The 19,438-nt window shown below is 75.1% G+C and carries 18 protein-coding genes; 7 read left to right on the forward strand and 11 right to left on the reverse strand.

The features are described from left to right. Positions 1-140 precede the first annotated feature (140 nt). The gene (locus AB7J25_RS24915) at positions 141-668 is read left to right on the forward strand and encodes an N-acetyltransferase family protein (RefSeq protein WP_428512727.1); all 528 of its coding nucleotides are present in this window, start codon (positions 141-143) and stop codon (positions 666-668) included. A 37-nt stretch (positions 669-705) separates the two neighbouring features. On the opposite strand, the gene AB7J25_RS24920 is transcribed toward AB7J25_RS24915, so the two are convergent. The 3 genes from AB7J25_RS24920 to AB7J25_RS24930 form a co-directional block, all read right to left on the reverse strand. Then, positions 706-1,023, reverse strand: coding sequence for a muconolactone Delta-isomerase (locus AB7J25_RS24920; protein WP_428512729.1), 318 nt, complete (start codon positions 1,021-1,023; stop codon positions 706-708). Between the two features lie 256 nt (positions 1,024-1,279). Further along, positions 1,280-2,173, reverse strand: coding sequence for an aldo/keto reductase (locus AB7J25_RS24925; protein WP_428512731.1), 894 nt, complete (start codon positions 2,171-2,173; stop codon positions 1,280-1,282). A gap of 76 nt (positions 2,174-2,249) precedes the next feature. Continuing rightward, positions 2,250-2,588 (reverse strand): ArsR/SmtB family transcription factor, encoded by a 339-nt coding sequence (locus AB7J25_RS24930; protein WP_428512733.1) that lies wholly within the window; start codon positions 2,586-2,588, stop codon positions 2,250-2,252. A gap of 76 nt (positions 2,589-2,664) precedes the next feature. Between AB7J25_RS24930 and AB7J25_RS24935 the strand changes: the two genes are divergently transcribed. Then, a complete protein-coding gene (locus tag AB7J25_RS24935) occupies positions 2,665-3,063 on the forward strand; it encodes an ArsI/CadI family heavy metal resistance metalloenzyme (protein WP_428512735.1) in 399 nt (132 codons plus the stop codon). A gap of 31 nt (positions 3,064-3,094) precedes the next feature. On the opposite strand, the gene AB7J25_RS24940 is transcribed toward AB7J25_RS24935, so the two are convergent. From AB7J25_RS24940 to AB7J25_RS24950, 3 genes are all read right to left on the reverse strand, one after another. Next, positions 3,095-4,279, reverse strand: coding sequence for a PrsW family intramembrane metalloprotease (locus AB7J25_RS24940; protein ID WP_428512737.1), 1,185 nt, complete (start codon positions 4,277-4,279; stop codon positions 3,095-3,097). After that, positions 4,276-4,899 (reverse strand): hypothetical protein, encoded by a 624-nt coding sequence (locus AB7J25_RS24945; RefSeq protein ID WP_428512739.1) that lies wholly within the window; start codon positions 4,897-4,899, stop codon positions 4,276-4,278. The genes AB7J25_RS24940 and AB7J25_RS24945 overlap by 4 nt, the downstream gene beginning before the upstream one ends. Before the next feature lie 109 nt (positions 4,900-5,008). Next, positions 5,009-5,248, reverse strand: a complete 240-nt coding sequence (locus tag AB7J25_RS24950; protein WP_428512741.1) for a hypothetical protein — start codon at positions 5,246-5,248, stop codon at positions 5,009-5,011. Between the two features lie 124 nt (positions 5,249-5,372). Here AB7J25_RS24950 and tatA point away from each other — a divergent pair, with 124 nt between their 5' ends. From tatA to AB7J25_RS24965, 3 genes are all read left to right on the forward strand, one after another. Further along, a complete protein-coding gene (tatA, locus tag AB7J25_RS24955; protein WP_428512742.1) occupies positions 5,373-5,675 on the forward strand; it encodes a Sec-independent protein translocase subunit TatA in 303 nt (100 codons plus the stop codon). Between the two features lie 167 nt (positions 5,676-5,842). Then, positions 5,843-8,008, forward strand: coding sequence for a galactose oxidase-like domain-containing protein (locus tag AB7J25_RS24960; protein ID WP_428512744.1), 2,166 nt, complete (start codon positions 5,843-5,845; stop codon positions 8,006-8,008). 76 nt (positions 8,009-8,084) lie between these two features. Then, positions 8,085-8,891, forward strand: a complete 807-nt coding sequence (locus tag AB7J25_RS24965; protein WP_428512746.1) for a Bax inhibitor-1/YccA family protein — start codon at positions 8,085-8,087, stop codon at positions 8,889-8,891. Between the two features lie 63 nt (positions 8,892-8,954). Here AB7J25_RS24965 and AB7J25_RS24970 read toward each other — a convergent pair whose 3' ends face one another. Continuing rightward, positions 8,955-10,178 carry an acetyl-CoA C-acetyltransferase gene (locus AB7J25_RS24970; protein ID WP_428512748.1) on the reverse strand — a complete coding sequence of 408 codons (1,224 nt, stop codon included), beginning with the start codon at positions 10,176-10,178 and terminating at the stop codon, positions 8,955-8,957. Between the two features lie 129 nt (positions 10,179-10,307). Here AB7J25_RS24970 and AB7J25_RS24975 point away from each other — a divergent pair, with 129 nt between their 5' ends. Further along, positions 10,308-10,907 carry a class I SAM-dependent methyltransferase gene (locus tag AB7J25_RS24975; RefSeq protein WP_428512750.1) on the forward strand — a complete coding sequence of 200 codons (600 nt, stop codon included), beginning with the start codon at positions 10,308-10,310 and terminating at the stop codon, positions 10,905-10,907. Between the two features lie 28 nt (positions 10,908-10,935). Here the strand turns inward: AB7J25_RS24975 and AB7J25_RS24980 are convergent, their stop codons facing one another. Together AB7J25_RS24980 and AB7J25_RS24985 are read right to left on the reverse strand one after the other, a co-directional pair. After that, positions 10,936-12,462 (reverse strand): LuxR C-terminal-related transcriptional regulator, encoded by a 1,527-nt coding sequence (locus tag AB7J25_RS24980; protein ID WP_428512752.1) that lies wholly within the window; start codon positions 12,460-12,462, stop codon positions 10,936-10,938. 97 nt (positions 12,463-12,559) lie between these two features. Next, positions 12,560-15,325 carry a LuxR C-terminal-related transcriptional regulator gene (locus AB7J25_RS24985; protein WP_428512754.1) on the reverse strand — a complete coding sequence of 922 codons (2,766 nt, stop codon included), beginning with the start codon at positions 15,323-15,325 and terminating at the stop codon, positions 12,560-12,562. A 122-nt stretch (positions 15,326-15,447) separates the two neighbouring features. Here AB7J25_RS24985 and AB7J25_RS24990 point away from each other — a divergent pair, with 122 nt between their 5' ends. Further along, positions 15,448-15,981 carry a DUF6790 family protein gene (locus AB7J25_RS24990; RefSeq protein WP_428512756.1) on the forward strand — a complete coding sequence of 178 codons (534 nt, stop codon included), beginning with the start codon at positions 15,448-15,450 and terminating at the stop codon, positions 15,979-15,981. 4 nt (positions 15,982-15,985) lie between these two features. Here AB7J25_RS24990 and AB7J25_RS24995 read toward each other — a convergent pair whose 3' ends face one another. Further along, on the reverse strand, positions 15,986-17,446 hold the full coding sequence (locus AB7J25_RS24995; protein ID WP_428512758.1) for a dynamin family protein: 1,461 nt from the start codon (positions 17,444-17,446) through the stop codon (positions 15,986-15,988). Further along, positions 17,443-19,311, reverse strand: coding sequence for a dynamin family protein (locus AB7J25_RS25000; RefSeq protein WP_428512760.1), 1,869 nt, complete (start codon positions 19,309-19,311; stop codon positions 17,443-17,445). The genes AB7J25_RS24995 and AB7J25_RS25000 overlap by 4 nt, the downstream gene beginning before the upstream one ends. Positions 19,312-19,438: the final 127 nt, after the last annotated feature.

Raw genomic sequence — 19,438 nt, forward strand, 5'->3', positions numbered from 1 at the left:
TGCTTCCCACCCGACTCCGGCACCTCCCGGATCAGGCTGCCCTCAGCTTCAACGACCCACTGCGACAGGTCGCAGACGGAGTCCTTCCACCTCCGTTCGGAACAGACAGCGCCTCGTGGCGCACGTGCCAGCATCGGCACATGGTCGATATCAGGGACGCGGCGCCGGCCGACGCCCGGTCCCTCGCGACCGTGCAGGTCGCATCCTGGCGCGCCGCCTACCGGGGCCTGATGCCCGACGAGGTCCTCGCGGGCCTGTCGGTGCCGGACCACGAACGGCTCTGGTCCGACCGGCTCGCCGCACTGCCGCCACGGACGAGCGCCGTCGTGGCGGTCGCCGCGCGGCGGATCGTCGGCTTCGCCTCGGCCGGCCCGCCCCTCGATCCCGGCGACCGCGCCGATGCGACGCTGGGCGACCTGTACGCGCTCTACCTCGATCCGGATCACTGGGGCCGTGGCATCGGCGAGCCGCTGCACGCCGCCGTGCTCGACCGCCTCGTCACCCACGGCTTCACCCACGCCGGACTCTGGGTCCTCGACGGCAACCAGCGCGCCCTGCGCTTCTACCACCGCCACGGCTGGACCGACACCGGCCGCACCCAGATCGACCGCGGTCCACAGGACATCGAACTTCACGAGCGGCGGCTCGGGCGCGGTCTCACCGGCTGAACGCGGGCCCGGGAGCGGCGTCGGCCCGGGCGGGGTGTCAGCTGCCCTGGAGCAGGCGGTTCACGTTGGAGGCGAAGTCCTCGTAGCGACGCAGCGCCGTGACCTTCACGTCGACGAACTGACCCATGTCGACCATGATCGGGAGAGTCAGCAGGATCTCGTCGAGGGTGTCGTGGCTGTCGACGTCGACGACGGCGATCACGCGCCGCTCGCCGACGCACTTCCAGAGGTCCACCACGACGCCCGCCTTCTTGGCGCCGAGCGCAGCGTCGGCCTCGCGGGACCAGATGGCGAAGAGGTCCTGCTGGCTCATGGTTGCGCCGTACTCCACGTGGAAGTCGAGATGGAAGAGCATCGTTGGCCTCCGCGAGATGTCGGAATGATCGCGACCCTACTGCGGTCGCGCGTCCCGCGCACGAAAACGCACCGGCCCGCGACCCCGGGCGGACCGGCGCGGAGGTCGCGGAGGCGAGGGCGCGGCGGTGCCCGGCGCTCCCGACCCCTCGACGCTCCGGTGGTGAGCGTGACCGAATCCCTTGGGGCGGCAGCAAACCAGGCGGTGACGACGTCCGGCGCGAGCAGATGCACGCCGACGGGTCTCCGCGTGCGCCTCATGGCGCGTTCGGCGACCATACGTCGGTGAGGCGCGCCAGCTCCGCATCGGTCAGGCGGATCGCCGCCGCGGCGACGTTGGACCGGGCGTGGCTCACCCGCGTCGTGCCGGGAAGGGGTACGACCTCGACGCCGTGCGCCGGACCCCGGCCGTGCACCCACGCGAGGGCGATCTGGCCGACGGACGCCGCGCGGGCGGCGGCGATCTCACGCAGGACCGCTGTCCCTTCCCGGTGATCGTCGTCGCCTGCCGCGCCGTGCAACGCTCCGTGACCGGTCGGTGAGTGGGCGACGATCGGAACGCCGAGTTCGGCCGCGGTCCGGACCAGCGTGCTCTCGACGGCGCGATCGGAGAGCGACCACTGCTCCTGCAGCGCCGCCACCGGGTGGACGGCGTGCGCGCGCCGCAGGTCCTCCGCCGTGACGTTCGACAAGCCGATCGCGCCGATCTTGCCCTCGGCGAGCAGGCCCGCCATGGCGTGGACGGTCTCCTCGACGGGCACCGTGTCGCTGCGGTGATGCAGGTAGTAGAGGTCGATCCGCTCGACCCGCAGCCGCCGCAGGCTCGCGTCGCACGCCTGGCGCACGTAGCCGGCGTCGGCGCGGACGTCGAAACCACCGGCGACCGCGCCGTGCCAGACGAGGCCGAACTTGCTGGCGAGGACGACCTCCTCGCGGCGGTGCGCGATCGCCCGGCCGACGAGCTCCTCGTTCCGGTACGCATCGGCGGTGTCGATCATCCGGACGCCGCCGTCGAGGACGGCGTCGACGATGCGGGACGGGTCCCGGTCGGGGTCCGCGGAGCCGTTCGGCCGCAGGCGCATCGCGCCGAAGCCTTGCCGGCCGAGATCGACGGGGTCGGCCGCCGGAGCGGTCCTGCGGTCGGTGGTCATGGGCGAACCGTACGATCTCGACCCGACTCGAGGTCCAGGCCCGGCGCGGCCCGGATCCCCGCGGTGGCGGTGGCGGTCACGCCGTGGCCCCGGCGGGCGCGAGCAGCGCGCCTGCCCGCTCGAGGCGGTCCATGACGAGGCGGTAGTACACCCACGTCCCGCGCCGCTCCCCGGCGATCAGCCCGGTCTCCCGCAGGACCTTCAAGTGGTGGGAGATCGTCGGCTGGCTCAGCTCGAAGACCCCGGTCAGCTCGCAGACGCACACCTCGCCCCCGTCGTGGGAGGCGATCAGCGACAGCAGCCGCAGCCGGACCGGGTCGCCCAGGGCCTTGAACACCGCCGCGAGCTCCGCCGCCTGCCGTGGCGACAGGGGCTCACGGATCAGTGGCGGGCAGCAGGAGTCTTGCATCGACATCTCTCTATATTGACAGCTATCGATACAGGAGACCATCCTGAGTTGCATCGATGAGCGTCGATTCAGGAGGTGGACGATGTCGCGGGTGCAGCTCGCGTTGCGGGTGTCCGATCTGGAGGCCTCGATCGGGTTCTACCGGTCGCTGTTCGGGGTCGAGCCGGCCAAACGCCGTCCCGGCTACGCGAACTTCGCGATCGCCGAACCACCGCTCAAGCTCGTGCTGATCGAGGGCGAGGCGGGCCTGCCGACCGTGCTCGACCACCTCGGCGTGGAGGTCGGCAGCACCGCCGAGGTCGACGCCGCCACCGGGCGGCTCGCGTCACTCGGCCTCGCCACCGACGTGGAGAACGACACCACCTGCTGCTACGCCCTGCAGGACAAGGTGTGGGTGCACGGGCCGGGTGCCGAGCCGTGGGAGGTCTACACGGTGAAGGCCGACGCCCCGGAGGCGACGCGCGTCGACCCGGGCTGCTGACCGTCGCCGGTGCGCGGCCCGGACCCCGCGCTCAGCGTCGCCGAAGCCGCGCGATCTCCGAGCGCGAGTGCGCCACCGCGGGCGAGTCCTCCCCGCCGGACTCGCAGAGGTCGTGCGCGAGGTCCCGCGCGGCCTGCAGGATGTGCTTCTCGCGGCGGCTGCTGATGCCCGGCGCACGCCCGCGGACGGCGGCGCGGCGCTCGCGGCGGTGACCGGCCAGCGCGTCCAGCTCGGCGGCGGTGATCGTGCCGGCGCTGACCTCCGGCTGGAGGACCGCACGCAGGAACCCGCGCTCGCGGGCGCCGCCGAGCCGCAGCGTGACGCCGACCAGGACCAGCGACACCACCGTCACGACGACCATCAGGACGGTGGCCCAGGCCGTGCCGCCGGCGAGCGCGCCGAGCGAGTCCCACACCCCGTGCAGGACCACCGGGGCGACGACGAGCGCCGTCCCCCGCCCGAGCCGGCGCGGCTGCGCGACCGTCCCGATCAGGTAGATCAGGCCCGCCGCGAACAGCGCCGTGTACAGGGCGTGCGAGGCGACCCCGGTGAGGGAGCGCAGCACGAAGGTGCTCAGCACGCTCTGCGCCTGGTCCGCGCCGAAGTGGGCCGCTGCGGAGTTCTGCCCGTAGAGCACGTCCTCGAGCACCTGGAAGCCGAGCCCGGTGTACGCGCCGACGATCAGCCCGTCGTACAGCGTGCGGACCACGACCGGTGCCAGGCCCATGACCAGCAGGAACGCGACCCCCTTCGAGGACTCTTCGACGATCGGCGCGGTGAGCCCGGCCTGCCAGTCCGCGGCGAACGCCTGCCCGAAGACCTTCGTGTACAGCGACATCACCGCCGCGTTGCCCGGCAGCGCCATGGCGAACGCGGCGCCGAACCCGCCGACGAGGAACGCGGCGACGGCGAGGCGGGCCGGGGTGCGCTCCCAGCGGTCCGACCGGTGCAGGAACAGCACGAACGCCGCCGCGAACAGGCTGCTGGTGAGCACCGCGGTGATGTTCGCGACCGCGAAGATCCGCGCCGTCGGCGCCGTCAGCGTGACGGCCGACCAGATCCCCGCACCGACCAGCGCCAGGTACACCCAGAAGCACGCGTTGCGTGGCTGGACGAAATGGAAGTGCGCACCCCAGCCGGACGTGGCGATGGCGGCGTGGCGTGCGTCCCGCTCCGCGTCCGGCCGCTCGACAGGTGGCCGCTCGACGGCCCTCACGAACCGCCCCGCTCGTCGCGGATGCTCGTGATCATCGCGTCGATCTCCGCGGCGTGCGATGCCAGCTGGGCCGGCGCGCCGGCCGCGATGATCTGCAGCCCGTCCTGCTCGTACACCAGCGCGGCGATCAGCCCGTCCGCGACGGGGGTGGCGAAGTCCTCCAGCACGCCGACGGCGCCCTGCCGGGTCAGGATCGTGGTCGAACCGCCGGTCGGCTCCAGCGTGCCGCCGCCGAACTCGGCGGCCACGATCCGCGTGCTCTGCCGCAGGAGCTCGCCGGGTGTGCCCGTCCACGGCCCGGACGTGACACGGAAGCTGACGCCGTCCGTCGTGAGGACGACGTCCTCGGAGGTGGTGCCGCTGCGCGTGCGGTCCGTGGTGCGCAGCCCGCTCTGCAGGCCCCAGCCCGGTACGGGGACCATCGTCACGGTGTCGGTGAGCTGCAGGACGTCGCCCGGGTGCACGGTGTCCCGCCACGGCACGGCGTCGTCGATCGCCGGCACGATCACCGCCCACAGCAGCCACACGGCCAGCGCCGCCCCCGCGAGCGGGAACGTCCGCCGGTCCAGCCCGAGAAACCGGTGCTCGACCGGGACCCGGCGCTTCCCCACCCCTCGCACCGGTTCGAGGCTAGGGAGATCGTCGCGGGTCGCATAGCGCCGGGCGGGTCACGTCGATCACTCCGCGCGCGGTCGCCCCGGGGGGTCCGGAACGGGCGTGCTCACCGCGCTACCGCGCGGGCATGCCCGGGTCGATCGGCCCGGTGGGATCGGCAGCGCGGCGCGCCCACGGCCCGCGGGACCGGTGGCGCAGCCAGGATCGCGCCCACTGGAGGCCACGGCTCAGGCCGTTCGCGCCGCGGCGGGCCTCGACGGCGTCCCCGATCAGGCCGAGGAGCCAGGCCAGGAGTGGTGCCGCGAGCGCCAGCAGCAGCCACATCCGCAGCCGCGCCGAGAGGAACGCCCACATCCTCGTGCTCCTCCGTCCGTTGTTCCTTCACGAGAGATGCCGAGCGTACGGCGCGTGGCGGGCTGCAGCAGTCGTCGCGGCCCGACGCCATCACCGTCATCACCGTCGACGAGGAGGAGCCCGGATGCCTGGCACCTGGGAATGGTTGATCATCGCTGGGATCATCGTGCTGTTGTTCGGAGTGAAGAAGCTCCCCGAGATGGCCCGCTCGGTGGGTCAGTCCGCGCGCGTGTTCAAGGGGGAGATGAAGGGCCTTCGTGAGGACGAGGCCCGTGCCGCAGCGCAGGACACCGCCCACGTGCGCCGTGAGACCGCCCACGTGCGCCGTGAGGAGGCCGACCCGCCCGTCACCCGGCCCACTTCGGCGCCGGTCACCGGTATCGTCGTCGATCCCTACCCGGTACCGCCGTCGGGCCGGGGGGTCTGATCGGGCCGGGCGTGACGATCCGGGCGTCCGGCGTCCACGAGGCCCGCGACCACCAGTGGTCGCGGGCCTCGCCCGTGCCGGGACCCGTTCGTATGACCCGCCCGCGGTTGCCGCATCCTTCGCCGTGTCCCGGCCGTTAGCCGGGCATGCACGCAGGCCCTTCTCGCATGCCCGGGAGGCTGCTGGCGGTGGGCGTCTCGGCCGCGGTCGTCGCCGGGCTCGCGGTCGCCGGAACCCAGCAGGCGCTCGCGGCGGACGTCCCGTCGCCGCTGGCCGTCGGATCCTGGTCGGCCCCGTTCGTCGACGCCGGCCTCGCGGGCGGGGGCTCGCCCGCCACCGCCGTGGCCGTCCTGCCCGACGGGCGGGTCCTCTACGGGGGCGCCTCCGGCGAGCCCCGGCTGCTGACGATCACCGGCGCCGGCGTCACGTTCGGCCCAGCTGCCGGTGCCGGGTTCGACGGCGACGTCGTGCAGCTCGCCGACGGCCGCCAGCTCGTGGTCGGTGGCGGGGACGCCCTCGCCGCACCCGTCGCCGCGCGCACCGCCGACGGGCCGCTGCCCGCCCCGGCAGGCGGCGCGGCGCCCGTCCCCGCCCCGGACGCCGGTGCGCTCGCGGGCGGCCCCCGGGACGCGCGGGTCTTCGACCCGACGGCGGCCGAGGGCTCCGGCGCCTGGGAGGCCGCCGGCTCGATGCTGTCGGGGCGGGCGCACGCCTCGGCGGTCACGCTGGCCGACGGGAAGGTCGCGGTGCTCTCGGGCGCCGGGTCCCCGATCGGCGGCGGCCCCGTGACGCTGCCGGTCCGCAGCACCGACGTCTTCGACCCCGCCGCGGGCACGTGGACCGCTCTCGACCCGGAGGCGGCGCCGGGCCTGCCGGGCGGCCGGTCGCTCCCGCCCAACGCGCGCGTGTACCTCGCCCCGGACGGCAGCATCTTCTACACCGGCGACGGGCAGATGTACGCGCCGTTCGGCCAGTCGCCCGACGAGGCCCTGTGGGTCAACCAGGGCACGCTCGACGTCGCGACCGGGAAGTGGACCGAGAAGGGCATCACGATCCCGCGCAGCTCGCCCGCGTCGGTGGTGCTGCCGATGAAGGCGCCGTACGACTCGATGACGATCCTGCGCGCCGGCGGCACCCTGCTGACCTCGCCGGGGAGCTACGCGGCGGTCCCGACGACGGACCTCACCACGATCGACCGCAACGGCACGGTCGCCAACCTCGCCGGCCCCGAGCTCCGCAACGCCCGCTGGTTCTCGCAGGCCACGGCCCTGCCCACCGGTGAGGTCCTCCTGACCAGCGGCGCGCGCAACGACGAGGCGATCACCCCCGGGGTCGGCCTGCCGGTCCGCGAAGCCGAGCTCTACGACCCCGCGAGCAACCGCTTCGTCGGGCTCGCGAGCACCGAGCACGCCCGCACCTACCGCAACACCGCCGTGCTGCTGCCCAACGGGCAGGTGCTCGTCGGCGGGCACGCGCCGGTGGGCCCCGGGCTGCCCGCAGCCGACGCGGTGCCGCACGTCGTCGCCGGAACGGCGGGCGACCCGTCGTTCGAGCTGTTCAACCCGCCGTACCTGTACCGCGGCACCCGCCCGCACATCGACGCCGTGCAGTCGGGGCTCGCCTGGGGGGAGAACGTCTCCCTGATCACGCGGGACGCCCCGGAGATCACCAAGGTCGTCCTGATGCGGATGCCGTCGACGCAGCACGTGATGGACAACGACACCCGCACGCTCGAGCTGGACTTCGCCCAGACGGGGCCGAACGCGATCTCGGTCGACGTCCCGGCCGACGGCAACGCCGCCCCGCCCGGCTACTACTACCTGATCGTCAACCAGGGTTCGGACCGCGACCCGTCGGTGGCCGTGCCGTCCGTGGCCCGGATCGTGCGGGTCGGGGCGGAGAGCGACCGCAGCCCGGCGCTGGAGCCGATGGGCGAGGACACCGTTGTGCTGCCGGACGCCCCGGCGACCCCGGCCGCCGACCCCGCGCCGCCCGCAGGCGGCCCTGCGGGCGCGCCGCTGCCTGCAGCGCCGGTGGACCCGGGCGCCGCGCCGCTGCCGCCCGTGCCCGCGGACCCGGGCGCCGCACCGCTGCCGCCCGTGCCCGCGGGCCCCGGTGACCTCCCGGTGGGCGCCCTGCCCGCCGGCTCCGGATCCGCCGGTCGCCGAGTCCGGCACCGGCACCGATCACGGTCCGGCCGTTCCCGCGGACGATCCCGGGAGCGGTCGTGGATCGTGATGGGACGACGCCCCCGCCGTGCCCCCGGCGGGGGCGTCGCCGTGCCGGGCCGCGCTACGGTGGGGCGCCTGCCCCCGGATCCCATATCTAGGTAAAGTCTGGGCAAACGCGGGAACGTCCGTGGCTGGTTCCGCGTTCGAACGGGTGGATGTCTTACCGAGGAGGAGCCAGGTGCGCACCAGCAGCAACCCGGCGTTCCGCAGCCTGCCGACCACGCAGGGCGGATACGCCGGATTCGACCGCCAGGCCGGCATGATGGGCGGGGCAGCGGCCTACACGGACGTGCAGTCCTCGCAGGCCGGCTACGGTCGCGCCGACGTCGGCGAGCGTCCGATCACGATCGACGACATCGTCCAGAAGACCGCGATCACCGCGGGCGCCGCGCTCGTCGCGGGCGTACTCACCGCGGTCAGTGGCCTCTACGTGCTCGCGCTCCCGGCGTTCATCGTCGGGTTCATCGTGTCGCTCGTGCTGATCTTCAAGCAGCACCTGGCGAAGGCGCCGATGGTGCTGCTGTACTCGGTCTGCATGGGTGTCGCCCTCGGCGGCATCAGCGGCCTGCTCAACGCCCAGTTCCCCGGTATCGCCTTCCAGGCTGTCGTCGGCACCGCGGGCGTCTTCTTCGGGATGCTGATCGTCTACAAGACCGGCGCCGTGAAGGTCACGCCGAGGTTCACCAAGTGGCTGATCGGCGCCATGATCGGCGTGGTCGTCCTGATGCTGTTCAACCTGGTGATGAGCCTGTTCGGGATCAACACCGGGCTGCGTGACGGCGGCGCGCTGGCGATCATCTTCAGCCTCGTCGTCATCGGCGTCGCGGCGTTCAGCCTGCTGCTCGACTTCGACGCGGCCGACCAGGCCGTCCGGGCCGGCGCTCCCGCGAGGTTCGCCTGGTACATCGCCTTCGGCCTCATGACCACCCTGGTCTGGCTCTACATCGAGATCCTGCGGCTGCTGAGCTATCTGCGCCAGGAATAGCCGCACCCGACGCCGACGGCCCGGCACCCCCCAGGGGGTGCCGGGCCGTCGCGCGTGCCGGGATCAGCTCAGCCGCTCGAGCACCATCGCCATCCCCTGCCCGCCCCCGACGCACATCGTCTCCAGCCCGATCTGCGCGTCGCGGGTGCGCAGCCCGTTGATCAGTGTGCAGGCGATCCGGGCGCCCGTCATCCCGAACGGGTGGCCCAGCGCGATCGCGCCGCCGTGGACGTTGAGCGTGTCGCCGAACGGGTCGATGCCCAGGTCGCGTGCGGACGGGATGACCTGGGCCGCGAACGCCTCGTTGATCTCCACGAGGTCGACGTCGCCGATCGTCATCCCGGCGCGGGCGAGCGCCTGCGCCGAGGCCTCCACCGGGCCGTACCCCATGATCTCCGGGGAGAGCCCGGTCACTCCGGTGGAGACGACCCGGGCCAGCGGCGTGATACCGAGCTCGGCGGCCTTGCGGTCCGACATCACGACGAGCGCGGCGGCGCCGTCGTTGAGCGGGCAGCAGTTGCCAGCCGTCACCCGCCCGTCCGGCCGGAACACCGGCTTGAGCTGCGACACCGCCTCGTACGTGACGCCGGGGCGCGGCCCGTCGTCCTGCTCGACGACGGTGCCGTCGGGCAGGGTGACGGGGGTGATCTCGCGGGCGAAGAAGCCGTCCGCGATCGACTTCTCGGCGAGGTTCTGCGAGCGGACCCCGAACCGGTCCATGTCCTCGCGGGTGACGTCCTTGGCCAGGGCGAGGTTCTCCGCGGTCTGGCCCATCGCGATGTAGATGTCGGGCAGGTCGCCGGCCTCGCGCGGGTCGCTCCAGGAGTCCGCGCCGCCCGCCCGCGCCGCGGTGCGCTCGCCCGCGGGACCGAAGACGGAGTTCTGGGTGTCGGGCAGGGAGTCGGAGTTGCCCTTGGCGTAGCGGGAGACGGCCTCCACGCCCGCCGAGACGAACACGTCGCCCTCGCCCGCCTTGATTGCGTGCAGCGCCATGCGGGTGGTCTGCAGCGAGGACGAGCAGTACCGGGTGATGGTGGTGCCGGGCAGCCGGTCCTGGCCCAGCAGCACGGCCACCACGCGGGCCATGTTGAAGCCCTGCTCGCCGCCGGGCAGGCCGCAGCCGAGCATGAGGTCGTCGATCTCGCCGACGTCGAGCTGCGGTACCTGGTCCAGGGCGGCTCGGACGATCTGCGCGGTGAGGTCGTCGGGCCGTATCCCGGCCAGCGACCCCTTGAACGCCCGGCCGATGGGGGAACGGGCGGCTGCGACGATCACGGCTTCGGGCATCGTCGATCCTTTCCTCTGAGGGCCGAACCCACCCTACGGCGGCGGGAGCCGGGGGAGATCCGATGTGACCGACGGGTCACACGCCTCCCGGGCTGGCGCGGATCGGGGTCGCGGCAGCACGGTGGGGTGATGGAGGAGACCTCGTGGGCCCTGAACCGATCGCTCGACAACCCCTTCGCGCGTCCGCGCGGGCTGCGCGGCCGGCTGGCGGGGCGGTTCATGGCGGTCGTGGGCGGGCGCACGTCCGGGGAGGTCGCCGCACTGCTGGCGTTGCGGCCGCGGGACACGGTGCTCGAGGTCGGGTACGGGCCGGGGACGCTGCTCGCGGCGCTGGCGCAGCGCCCCGAGCGGCCCGTCCTCGTCGGCGTGGACCCGTCGGCCGAGATGGCCGAGCTCGCGGCGCGGCGCGTCGGTCAGGCGGAGCTGCGGCTGGGCACGGCGGCGGAGACGCGGCTGCCGGACGCCTCGGTGGACCACGCCGTCTCGGTGAACAACGTCGCGATCTGGCCGGATCTCGACGCAGGCCTGGACGAGCTGTGCCGGGTGGTGCGGCCGGGCGGGACGGTGCTTCTGGCCTGGCACGGCGTGACGGCGCGCTCCCGGATCTCGCGGAGCCTGGCGCTGTCGACCGACGCGTGGCGCCGGATCGAGGTGGGACTCGCCGCCCGCTGCGCCCGGGTGGGGCGGGTCGTGCTGACCGATGTGGAGGTCGCGCAGGCGGTGCGGTGACCGCGAGCCCGGAGCCGCCGGGTCCGGGTCAGGCGGGCAGGTGGGTGCGCAGGGCGGCGACGAGCTCGGCGCGGTTGCGGGCGCTGAGCTTGCGGCGCAGCCGCGCGACGTGCTGCTCCACCGTCTTCGGCGAGATGTAGAGGCGCGCCCCGATCTCCTTCTGCGTGAGCCCGTCGACGACCAGCGCGCCGACCTCCTGCTCCCGCTCGGAGAGCAGCCCCGTGGCGGTCCCGCCGGACGTGCGCAGCTCCCGGCCGGTTCCGAGCAGCGCGCGGACGGCGGCGGGGTCCGTGCTCACCTCGGCGGCGGCGGCACACAGCGCGGAGGCCTCGACGCGGCGCCCCGCGCCGGTCAGCCGGTCCGCGACCGCGACGACCGTCCCTGCGTCCGGCCGGGCGGCGAGGACCGCGGTCCAGGCGGTGGCCGCGCCGGCGAGCAGCGCGAACCGGTCCGGCGCGTGGGCCGGGGTCCGTCCGCCTTCGGGTGATCGGTCGGCGACGGAGCGGTCCGCGAGCGCGGTGAGCACCGCCGCCGCGTCGTCCGCCGCGGCCCGGTCCCGCGTGACCACGGCCCGCTCCACCCGCCACCAGGCGTCCGCCGCGACCAGCCACGGCGGGTGGCCCGCCCGGGCGACGGCGGTGGCGATCGCCTCGGTGAGGCTGTCGCGGTCGGTGGGGGAGACGTGCGCGGCGGCCACCGAGAGCTCGCCCCACACGTCGATCAGCAGCGGTTCGACGTCCGCCCCGGCGACCACCGCCGCGGCCCGGTGCCAGGTCGCGGCCAGGGTGGCCGCCCCCTCGGGGGTGGTGGCGGCGCGGCGCGCCAGCCCCGTCCCGACGGCGGCGGCGAGCACGGCGTTGCGGCGGAGCACCGGGGTGGCCCGGGCGGCGGCGAGCCCCTCGTGGGCCTCCCGGAGGCGGGCGCCGCGCAGGTCCGTCCAGGCCGTGAGCAGGCGCCTGCGCACCGTCGGCTCGCCGGGTACGGCCGCGAGCATCGCCCGCGCGGTGGCCTCCTGGCCGGCTGCCGCGACCACGACGGCGGCCAGCTCGTCCCAGCTCTCGGCGGCGAGCGGATCGGGCGGGACGGTCGCCGCGGCGAGCCCGGTCAGGGTCCGGGCCGCGCCGGTGACGTCCCCGCGCAGCGCGTCGAGCGTGGCGGCGGCACCCGCGACCAGCACGCCCAGCCCGCGGGGCGCCGGATCGGGCATCCGCCCGCAGGCCTGCTCGACGTCGCCGGACGCCGCGACGACGTCGCCCGCCAGGGCGGCGGCGAGGGCCGCGCGCCCCAGGGCCTCCACCGCGGGTGTCCCGTCCTGCGTCGCCGCGACCGCACGCCACCGGGCGGCTGCGTCGCGCAGCGCCCCGTCGGCGGCCGCGGCAGCGGCCGCGACGCCCGCGGCGCGCGAGCCCGGATCGGTGCCCGCGCCGAGCGCGCGGTCGGCCGCGGCGATCGCGGTGACGACGTCACCGGCGAGCCAGGCGCGTTCGGCCGCGGTCGCGGCGTGATCGGCGGCCGGATGGGCACCGTGATCGGTCTCGCGTGTGTGGACGTCCATGGTTCCCCCTCATGGGTCCGGGTGTCCCATGCTGAGCCGTGCCGGGCGCGGCGTCTGTGTACCGGTACACGGTGCAACCGCCGTATTCGCCTCACAGCTACCGGTCCGCGTGCGCACCTGCGGCGTCGGCGATCTCCGCGCGGGACCGGACCCCGAGCTTCGCGAGGATGTGCGACACGTGCGTCTGCACGGTGCGCGGGGACAGCCACAGCCGCGCGGCGATCTGCGGGTTGGTGAGGCCGTCCCGGATCAGCGCGGCGACCCGCTGCTCGGTCGTCGTGAGGCTGGCCGGGCCGAACGACGCCGCGCGGTGGCGTTCCCTGGGGCCGCGGCGCAGGCCGAGCGTGCGCGTCCGGCCGAGGAGCCGGTCGCGGTCGGCGGCGGCACCCATCGCCTCGTAGGTGCCCGCCGCCCGCTCCATGCGGTCGCGGGCCGGCCCGAGCCGCCCCGTCGCCGCGGCCGCACAGGCCGCCTCCTCGTCGGCGAAGGCGGCGAGCAGGGCGTTGCCACGGGCGCGTGCGGCGCGTGCGGCGGCGTCGATCCGGTCCACGTCACCCGCGCACGTCCCCTCGGCGAGATCGCGGGCCGGTGCGAGCAGCGGGCAACCGGCCACGTCGAGAGCCCGCAGGTCGGCGGCGATGCGCCGGCCCAGCGCGGGATCACCGCCGGTGGCCGCGATCCGGACGAGGTCGGGGGCCAGCCGCAGCATCCACGCAGGCCCGGTGTCCGGGGCGGCGGCCCAGAGCGTGGCGGCCCGCGGCACCGCCTCGGGCAGCGCCCCGGTCACCTCCAGCACCGCGAGCGCGGCGAGACCGGGCTCGTCCATCCCGAACTGCAGCACGGTCCGCCGGTCGGTGAGGGCCTGCAGCCGCTGCGCGGCCCACCGGACGCGCCCGCGGTGCGCGTCGATGTAGGCGAGCGTGGCGACGGCGCTGGAGATCCAGCCGGACCCGGACTCCTCGGCCTGCTCCAGGCCGGTGGCGAGCTCGGCCGCGGCGTCGTCCCACTCACCGGCCCACAGGTCGAGCTCGCCGGCGATGAAGTGCCGGTACGGATCGACCCATCGGGCTCCGAGAGCCTGCGCGGCCCGCCGGGACGCCGTCGCCGCGGCCCGGGCCGCGGCGAGGTCGCGGCCGTACAGCTCGAACAGCGGCGGCCAGACGAGCGTGCTGATGCGCGCCTGCACGCCCTCGTCGGTGAGCCGCAGTGCGGCCTGGCGGTGCATCAGGGCGATGGCGCGGTCCGCGCGGCCGTCGAGGAACTCCGCGCAGCCCAGCGTGGCGAGCAGGCCCGCCTGGGTGTCCCGGTCGTCCTCGGCGACGAGCTCGGCGAGCAGCGTGCGGCCCAGCCGGGCGCCCTCGCGGTGGCGCCCGGCCAGCACGAGCGTCCAGCAGCGCAGCGACTCCAGCCGGTGGCGCACGGGTGAGCGCAGGCCCGCGGCGGCGAGCAGGCCGTCGATCGTCCGCAGCGCGGCGGCGGAATCACCCCGGTTGAGCTGCGAGCGGATCAGCACGGCGTTCAGCTCGGCGGCGGCTCGGCGGTCCCGGGTGGTCGCGAGGTGCGCCTGCGCCAGCTCCTCGGCGCGGCGGTGCTGCCCGGAGACGAAGAGCGCATCGGCGCGCTCGACGGCGATCCGGTCCCGCTCGGCAGCAGCAACGGCACCGTCCGCGACGATGTCGAGGTCCGCGAGCAGCTCGGCCGCGACGGCCGGGGCGAACGTCGCGGCCTGCTCCGCGGCCGTCCGCAGGGCCTGCGCCGCACCCGGATCGGGCGCCTGGCGGGCCGCCGCCACCAACTGCTCCGCCACCGCGCCCGGCCCGGCCCCGCGGGCGCGCAGCACCTCGGCCGCCCTGCGGTGGGCGGCGGGCCGGCGCGCCGGGTCCAGGGCGGCGTAGGCGGCGTCGCGGTAGGCGTCGTGGCCTGCGTCGAGCCGACCGGGGGCCGGCCGGACGAGCAGGCCCGCGCGCGTCCCCCGTTCGATCGCGGGCTGCAGGGCGGGCACCGACACGTAGAGCAGCTCGGCGACGTCGTGTTCGGCCGCCGCCCCGCCGAGGACGGCAAGCGCGGTGAGGATCTCGGTGACCGGCTCGTCGAGCCCGGCCAGGTGCTCGCGGACCGCGGCGTCGAGCCCGTCCACCGGTTCGACGCCGCCGATCAGCTCGACCACGCCGGGGACGGCGCGGTCCAGCCGGCCGCGTGCGTCGAGCGCGGCGAGCGTCTCCGCGACGAGCAGCGGGTTCCCGCCCGCCGTGGCCAGCTGCTCGCGCAGCACCGGCCCGGGATCGCGCCCGGTGCGCTCGCGCGCCAGGTCGGCGACGGCGCCCGCGGTCATCGGGGGCAGGCACAGCCGGTGCGTGACCTGGTCGGCGAGCAGTTCCAGGGGCTCGCGGGCCGGGTACCCGCGGGCCGCGACCAGCACGACGAGCGGGAGGTCGCGGGCCGCCCACACGAGCCGGCGCAGGACGGCGAGCGACGCCGCGTCGGCCTGGTGGGCGTCGTCGACCCAGCACAGCACCGGCCCGGCCGCGCACCACTCGTCCACCTGGGCGAAGGCCTCCTCGCCAGGGTCCGTGCCGGCGCGGGCCGGCCCGGCGAGCTCCTCGACGACGGCGAACCCGTCCCGCGTGGTCCCCGGGGTGCCGCGGGCCGTGCGCACCGTGGCCCCCGCCGCGGCGGCGTCCGCCGTGAGCGCGCGGCACAGGAAGCTCTTGCCGATGCCCGGCGGGCCCTCCAGCAGCACCGACACGCCACCGTGCTGCGGGTGGTCCAGGACGGCCTCGACCGCGGTGCGCAACCGGTGCTCGACCTCGGGGCGGGCGGCCGGGGGCTCTTCGGTTGCGCCTCCGGTGCCCGGCCGGACCATCCGCGAACCGTACTACGCGCCCGCCCCACCGGCGGATGTCTGCGCAGGCACGCGGCGGATGTCTGGGATCGGGCACCGCTCCTACGGTCGCCCCGTCGTCCCGCCCGGAGAGGTTGCCGATCATGAACGACCTGGTCCGTCTCGCGCTCGCCTACTTCCTGATCCTCCCGCTGATCGGCCTGGTGGTGGCCATCGTCATGGTGCTGGCCCTGCCGCGGCCGCGCGACCGTGGCCGGATCATCGAGATCGCGTTGCGGCAGTACCTGCTGTTCTGCATCGCCCTGGCGTTCCTGTGCAACTTCGTGGTGCACACGTTCTTCGGCCACCTGGCCGCGCCGCTGATCGGCTGGGAACCCAGCCCGTTCGAGATCGAGGTGGGGATGGCGAGCCTGGGGTTCGGGCTCGTCGGCTCCTACGCGCTGCGCCGCGACGCCGCCGTCCGCTTCGCGGCCGTGCTCGGCCCGGCGGCGTTCCTCTGGGGTGCCGGCGTGGGGCACATCATCCAGATCGTGCAGGAGGGCAACTTCAGCCCGGGCAACGCCGGGTTCGTGCTCTACCTCGACATCCTGCTGCCGATCGTGGGCTTCGTGCTCGTCGCGCTCTCGCGCAGGCACCCGGTCCGGACGGACGCGCCCGCCGACGCCGAGGCCGCCTGAGGCCTCAGCGCGGGTGCAGCGTCGCGAGGATGCCCTCGCAGCTGCGCACGACCACCCGCGACGTCTCGGTCGCAGGATGGGCGAGCATCGGGTCCACTGCGTGGCGCCGCCACCGGTCCAGCGCGGCGAAGCCGGCCCGGCGCAGCTCGTGCGGCGGGGCGTCGGGCGCGAGCCCGAGCCGGACGGCGGGGGCGGACCCGGCGTCGCCGAGGAGCCGCTCGGCCTCCTCCGCGACCGGCCGGGGCAAGCCGGTCGTCCCGCTGCGCAGCGCACCGAGCGTGCGCAGCTCGGTGAACTCGTGGGCGCCCGCGAGGATCCGCTCGATCTCCGCGGCGAGCGCGGCCCGCCGTCCCGTCACCGGGCCGCCCGCGTGCAGCAGGCTCTCCACCGCGAGCAGCGCGGATCGGGCCTTGAGCAGCTCGCGGCGCTCGGTGAACCGGGTGTGCAGGACGCGCCGCAGGTCGTCGAGGCCGCTGCGGGCCAGGAGCTCGGTCGACAGCGCCGCGGGCGAGCGGCAGCCCTGGCGGATCAGCGTCGCCGACAGCCGCACGCCGAAGATCCCGAACCGCCGCACGAGGGGGCCGCGGACGTCCGGATCGGCGCGCAGGAACCGGCTGACCGACAGCAGCTCGCCGTCCAGCTGCTCGCGCGGGGTGCGGGCGAGCTCGGCCAGCGCCGAGAAGTCGTCCAGGCGCAGGGTGCGGGCGGTCTCGGCGAGCAGGCCCGCGACCGCGACGACGTCCTGGGCGAGGCCGCGCACCGCCGGGTCGGCCCGGTAGCGAGCGGCGATCGAGCGGGCGGAGAACAGCGCGTCCACCCGGCCGCCGCCGACCTCGTCGGCGCGCGACAGCACCGCCACGGTGTTCACCGCGGTCGCCCGCGCCACCCCGCGGTCGCGGAAGGACTCGAGGAAGTCCGCGTCGGCGGAGTGCAGGTGGCGCATCAGGTAGACGACGGCGTCCGCCTCGGTGGGGGACTCGTCGTCGGGGTCGAGGAACGCGACGGTGCGGTGCGACACCTCCGACGACAGCGACGAGATCCCCGGCGTGTCGATCAGCGTGCTCGCCCGCAGCCCGCGGGAGGGCCAGTCGACGACGAGCCGCTCGACCCGCTCGGCGGGCGTGCCGCCGAGATCGACGACGAGCGCGCCGTCGCGGCGGACGACCGCGAGCGGCTGCGGCGGGCCCGAACGCGGCTCCAGCACGATCCGCGGGACGGGCCCGTCGCGGTACCAGGTGACGACCTTCGTGCACTCGCCGGCGTCGGTCGGCGCGACCTGCTCGCCGACCAGCGCGTTCAGCAGCGTCGACTTGCCCGCCTTGACCTTGCCCGCGATCGCCACCCGCAGCGGTTCGTCGAGGCGGGCGAGCTGCCCGCGCAGCCAGGCGGTGGTCGCGGGGTCGTCGGCGTGGGTCGCCGCGGCGAGCTGCAGGACGTGGCGGGCCGCCGCGGTCAGCCCGCTCACGACCCGGTCCCGGGAAGCAGGGCGCGCGCCGCCCGGCGGGCCTTCTCGACCTTCTCCAGCTCCGCGGTGAGCACCGGGATCCGCGCCTCGCGCTCGGCCTTCGACGCCCGTAGCGCCCGGTCGGCGGACTGCTGCGACTCGGCGAGCGAGCGCTTGAGCTGGTCGGCCTGCTCGGTGAAGTGGTCGCGCAGCTCGCGCTGGATGCCGCGCAGGCGGGTGCGGGTGTCGGCGGTGAGCTGGAACGTCACGTCGTCGACGTGGCGGCGGATCGCGGTCTTGGCGTCGTTGCGGCGCTTGGTGACCAGGCGCTTGCGCTCGTCACCGACCGCCTTCCCGCTCATGAACAGGGCCGCGCCGACGCTCAGCGGGTTGATCACGGAGGCGAACCCGACGAACGTGCTGAGCATCCCGAACATCACCATCGCCGAGTAGCCGCCGCGCAGCCCGGTGAGCGCCTTCTGCCCGGCCGTCCACGGGTCGGAGGCGCGCACCGAGATCGCCCGGACCGAACGCAGCGCGTCCGACTCGTCCTGGCGCAGCACGGGCATCAGCGGCTCGCGCTCGCCCGCGAAGTGCTCGGCCACCCGGGCCGCGAGGGCGCGCGCCCGCTGCGTCGACCACACGAAGTTCGCCGACGCCGCCGACGTCACCTCCTGCTCGACCCACGCGGTGATCTGGTCCCACACCTTCGTCGGGTCGCCACCGCCGTCGATCTCCTCCTCGGCGGCGCGGGTGATGTCGCGCATGCGGTCGCGCAGGTCGTAGTCGATGTCGGCGTTGAGGTCGGCGATGCCGTCGTTCAGCGTGGTCTGCCAGCGCGCCGAGCGCTCCTTGAGCGCCGTCGCCCGCTCCTGCGCCGCGGCCAGCTCGGCCACGAGGTCCTTCACGGCGTCGGGGTCGCGGACCGCGGCGAGCTCCGCGCGCAGCATGCCCGCGAGCTGGTCGGTGACGGCGAGGACGTCGTGCACGGTCGAGCGCCGCGCGATGCGGTCGGCCTGGCCGAGGACCCGGTTGCGCAGGTAGCCGACCAGCGCGGGGAAGCCGGACTCCTGGTTCGCCTCCTGGTCGCCGTGGAGCACCGCGTGCCAGCGCAGCGTGGAGGACACGGCGTACAGCTCCGCGGAGATCCCGGCGTCGGCGAGGTGGGCGCGGTCCAGCTCCGCGATGCGCTCCCACTCCGGGTAGAGGTCGTTCTTCGTCAGCACGCACGCGACGTTCGGGCACACCGACGCCGCGTGGCCGAGGAACTCCAGCTCCGGCGCGGTGTACTCCTGGGAGGCGTCGGAGATCAGCAGCACGGCGTCGGCGCTGGGCAGCGCGGCGGTGGTCGCGGCGCCGTGCACCGAGGTCAGCCCGCCGACCCCCGGGGTGTCGACCAGCTCCAGCCCACCGGCCAGCAGCGGTCGCGGCACCGCGATCTCGACGTGGCTCCAGCCGGCCCGGTTGCCGGGGTTGCCCTGCTCGGTGACGTGGTCGGCGAGCTCCTCGGCCGGTGCGGTGACCCGCTCGACGCGGCGCTCCTCACCCGTGCCGGTGATCCGCACGAGCGTCAGGGAGACGGCGTCCGCGTGCCGTACCACGGTGGTCACGGCCGTCGCGACGTCGTCGAACGTCGGGCAGACCGGCGCCCCGACCAGCCCGTTGACCAGCATGGACTTGCCCTTCTTGAACTCGCCGACGACGAGCACGCGCACGTGCTCGTCGAGCAGGCGGGCACGGGCGGCCTGCAGGCGTGCGGTGAGGTCAGGGCGGTCGTGGCCGGCGAGGCACGCCAGCGCGAGATCGACGACGGCGACCGGCTCGTCGCGCGCGGGCCGGTTGCTCGGTGCTGTGCTGGACGCTGCTGCGGGCGCTGCAGTGCTCACGGCTCCTCCGTAAGGTTGTTGATGTTCGGGATGTGGTGTTCCGGACGCCCGCGACGGCAGGGTGTGGCTGATGGCTCCTTGCCGGTGGGTGGCTTCCGAGGAGTGGCCGCCCTGCCGTTCGGGACGC

The organism is Pseudonocardia sp. (genome assembly GCF_050246655.1).
Classification (GTDB): domain Bacteria; phylum Actinomycetota; class Actinomycetes; order Mycobacteriales; family Pseudonocardiaceae; genus Pseudonocardia.

Coding starts and splice junctions, on each gene's coding strand:
- AB7J25_RS24915 (WP_428512727.1), top strand. CDS start 141: ATGGTCGATATCAGGGACGCGGCGCCGGCCGACGCCCGGTCCCTCGCG.
- AB7J25_RS24920 (WP_428512729.1), bottom strand. CDS start 1,023: ATGCTCTTCCATCTCGACTTCCACGTGGAGTACGGCGCAACCATGAGC.
- AB7J25_RS24925 (WP_428512731.1), bottom strand. CDS start 2,173: ATGACCACCGACCGCAGGACCGCTCCGGCGGCCGACCCCGTCGATCTC.
- AB7J25_RS24930 (WP_428512733.1), bottom strand. CDS start 2,588: ATGTCGATGCAAGACTCCTGCTGCCCGCCACTGATCCGTGAGCCCCTG.
- AB7J25_RS24935 (WP_428512735.1), top strand. CDS start 2,665: ATGTCGCGGGTGCAGCTCGCGTTGCGGGTGTCCGATCTGGAGGCCTCG.
- AB7J25_RS24950 (WP_428512741.1), bottom strand. CDS start 5,248: ATGTGGGCGTTCCTCTCGGCGCGGCTGCGGATGTGGCTGCTGCTGGCG.
- tatA (WP_428512742.1), top strand. CDS start 5,373: ATGCCTGGCACCTGGGAATGGTTGATCATCGCTGGGATCATCGTGCTG.
- AB7J25_RS24960 (WP_428512744.1), top strand. CDS start 5,843: ATGCCCGGGAGGCTGCTGGCGGTGGGCGTCTCGGCCGCGGTCGTCGCC.
- AB7J25_RS24970 (WP_428512748.1), bottom strand. CDS start 10,178: ATGCCCGAAGCCGTGATCGTCGCAGCCGCCCGTTCCCCCATCGGCCGG.
- AB7J25_RS24975 (WP_428512750.1), top strand. CDS start 10,308: ATGGAGGAGACCTCGTGGGCCCTGAACCGATCGCTCGACAACCCCTTC.
- AB7J25_RS24980 (WP_428512752.1), bottom strand. CDS start 12,462: ATGGACGTCCACACACGCGAGACCGATCACGGTGCCCATCCGGCCGCC.
- AB7J25_RS24985 (WP_428512754.1), bottom strand. CDS start 15,325: ATGGTCCGGCCGGGCACCGGAGGCGCAACCGAAGAGCCCCCGGCCGCC.
- AB7J25_RS24990 (WP_428512756.1), top strand. CDS start 15,448: ATGAACGACCTGGTCCGTCTCGCGCTCGCCTACTTCCTGATCCTCCCG.